We start from the raw sequence: 2649 nt of genomic DNA, 5'->3' as shown, positions 1-2649 counted from the left end.
CCGGTGGCGAGCAATGCCTGCACCAGCACAGCGGCGGGAGTTGGAATCGGTAACGGTGTTCTGACGGCGACCGACCCTGAGAATCAGGCACTGACTTTTGAATTATTCACCAACGGCACCAAGGGATCCGCTACCGTGTTTGCCAATGGCACGTTCACTTATACTCCTTATACGAATCTCCCAAGCGGCGACGGCCAAGCCCGCGGACAGGATAAATTCACCTATCGCGTGACCGATTCGGGCGGGCTCTCGGCCACCGGCACCGTCTGGGTGCTGCTGGACGGAAAAGTGCGCATCATGCCGCTCGGCGATTCCATCACCGCCGGGATCACGACGGGTAGCCTGCCGGCAACGGGAAATCGCATCGGCTACCGCAAGGACTTGTACAATGGTCTGACAACACTGAGCGCCGGAAAGTACGGCATCGATCTTGTCGGCAGCCAGTCAGACGGTTCCAACTATACTTTCGATCTCAATCATGAGGGGCATCCGGGCTGGTGCGATGACCTCGCGACAGCCTGCACGGGCTTCAACGGCATCGCCGAGAATGTGATCAGTTTCCTGAACGCCAACCCGGCCGACGTCATCTTGCTGCACATCGGCACCAACTACTTCAACACCAGCAATGCCGGCGTCAACAGCATTCTCAACAACATCAACACTTGGGCACAATCCAACTATCCGATCACCGTGATGGTGGCGCGCATTATCCCCGCCGTTGACGGCTCGCTGAACGTTCAGACCTTCAACAACAATGTCGCCGCGATCGCCACTGACCGACCCTATGTGAAGGTCTTTAGGGTCGACGAACAGGGAGAGCTGCACCTGACAGGGGACCCAACCGGCAACTATGCCGACCCGTCGTTGATGACGACCGGCAACAACTTGCACCCGAATGCTGCCGGCTACACAAAGATGGCCAACCGCTGGCAAGCCGATCTGATCACCGACAACGTACTGCCGGGCTGTCCGTAGTCCGTATTTCAGCTGTTCTTCGCTAGGATATACTCTGATCCTGGAATAAAATTGAGTGTTACCCGATGAGATCTTTAGGCCCCCTGCTCAGGCGCGCCATGCGCGCGGTTGGATTCGAGATCAGCCGCTACCGACCGGCTTTCGACCTGACGTGCGTCTCACTGGCTGCAACACCTGGCACTCGGGCCAAGGGTAACGTGCTTCTGTCATACATCCTGGCGCCGTTTCGACTGAAGCCCGGGCAAGCGATCTCCACAACACACAATAACCATTTTGAATCCGTACTGATTGCGCAAACCTTTCAGGACCTTGGCTATGCCGTGGATATCATCGACTACCGAAACCATGAGTTCGTCCCGGTAAAGAACTACGTCTTCTTCGTCTCGGCCCGCACACATCTCGAACCGATTTCAAAGCGGCTCAACAAGGACTGCATAAAGATCGCCCACCTCGAGACTGCCCACTTCCTGTTTAACAACGCCGCCGCCTACGCCCGCGCCCTGGCCCTGCAGCAGCGACGCCGGGTCACCAGCGCGAACATTCGGGTGGTCGAGCACAATCTGGCCATCGAGTACTGTGACTATGCGGCCGTCCTCGGCGGAGAATTCTGTATGGACACGTATCGCTATGCCGGCAAGCCGATGTTTCGTTTGCCTGTGCCTATCATGCGCACGTATCCTCTCAACCCGGACAAGAATTTCGACGCGTGCCGGAACCATTTCCTATGGTTCGGAAGCTTCGGATTCGTCCACAAAGGACTCGACCTGACCCTGGAGGCCTTTGCGCAAACCCCGCACCTGGAGCTTACCGTTTGCGGGCGGCTCGATTGGGAGAAAGACTTCACTCGCAACTATCACACTGAGCTGTATGAGACCTCAAACATTTATCCTCTGGGTTGGGTGGACGTGGCCGGCTCACAGTTCCTCGAACTTGCGGACCGTTGCATCGCCGTGGTGTTCCCGTCCTGCTCGGAGAGCGAGTCCTGCTCGGTGCTGACTTGCATGCAGGCCGGCCTGATCCCGGTGGTCACACGCGAAGCGGGTATTGATGTCCAGGATTTCGGCATCCTGCTGAAGGATGCCTCGATCGGCGAGATCCAGGATGCGGTCGAAAGCCTTGCGAAGCTCCCTGCATCGCAGCTCAAAGAAATGTCGCGCAAGGCCTGGGAATACACTCGGGAAAATCACAGCGCCGAGAAGTACACGCGGGACTATCAAAGCATGCTTGCTCAAATTCTGGCATCGCGGAGTGTTAACACCAATCTGCCATCAACCACCTCAGGCTGACGACGCTGAAGACAGGCCACGATTGGCACGAAACATTACCTAAGGGGATGCCAAAATGACCACGGCGCTGCTCGATCGCCTGATCCACCACTACCACATCGTGGAGACCGGCAACGATTCCAGCGTGATGCCGCGCCGCCAAGCATACGCACTCTTCGCGTCGGCGCTGAGGTCAGCCCGGCTGAGAAGTCGATGAAACGGCTTAACCCCGGGCCGAACACCCTGACGATCCCCAGACTGTTAAGCTTTGCCGCCCGCGATGTGTTCAGCCGCGCGAATGGCCAGCGCAGCCATCGTCAGCGACGGCTGCAAAGAACCGCCCGTTACAAACACACTCCCCCCAACAATATAAAGGTTGGAAACCTCATGCGCTTGAAGGTTACGATCG

The 2649-nt window shown here is 57.5% G+C and carries 3 protein-coding genes and 1 pseudogene; 3 read left to right on the top strand and 1 reads right to left on the bottom strand.

Annotation, left to right across the window (positions count from 1 at the left end):
• The 3 genes and pseudogenes from WB402_RS13505 to WB402_RS13495 form a co-directional block, all read left to right on the top strand.
• Positions 1-975: Ig-like domain-containing protein (locus tag WB402_RS13505; protein WP_424208716.1), on the top strand; the 975-nt coding region annotated here is incomplete at its 5' end.
• A gap of 98 nt (positions 976-1073) precedes the next feature.
• Complete coding sequence (locus WB402_RS13500; RefSeq protein ID WP_424208714.1) at positions 1074-2261, top strand: glycosyltransferase; 1188 nt, start codon at positions 1074-1076, stop codon at positions 2259-2261.
• Positions 2262-2304: 43 nt separating this feature from the next.
• A pseudogene (locus WB402_RS13495) lies at positions 2305-2457 on the top strand (ATP-binding protein); the annotation flags it as partial.
• A 44-nt stretch (positions 2458-2501) separates the two neighbouring features.
• Here WB402_RS13495 and WB402_RS13490 read toward each other — a convergent pair.
• On the bottom strand, positions 2502-2649 hold a 148-nt coding region (locus WB402_RS13490; protein ID WP_424208718.1), incomplete at its 5' end, for a GMC oxidoreductase.

The organism is Sulfuricaulis sp., assembly GCF_049587675.1.
GTDB lineage: Bacteria > Pseudomonadota > Gammaproteobacteria > Acidiferrobacterales > Sulfurifustaceae > Sulfuricaulis.
The sequence above is the reverse complement of the archived record's forward strand: the minus strand, read 5'-3'. Positions and strand labels throughout refer to the sequence as shown.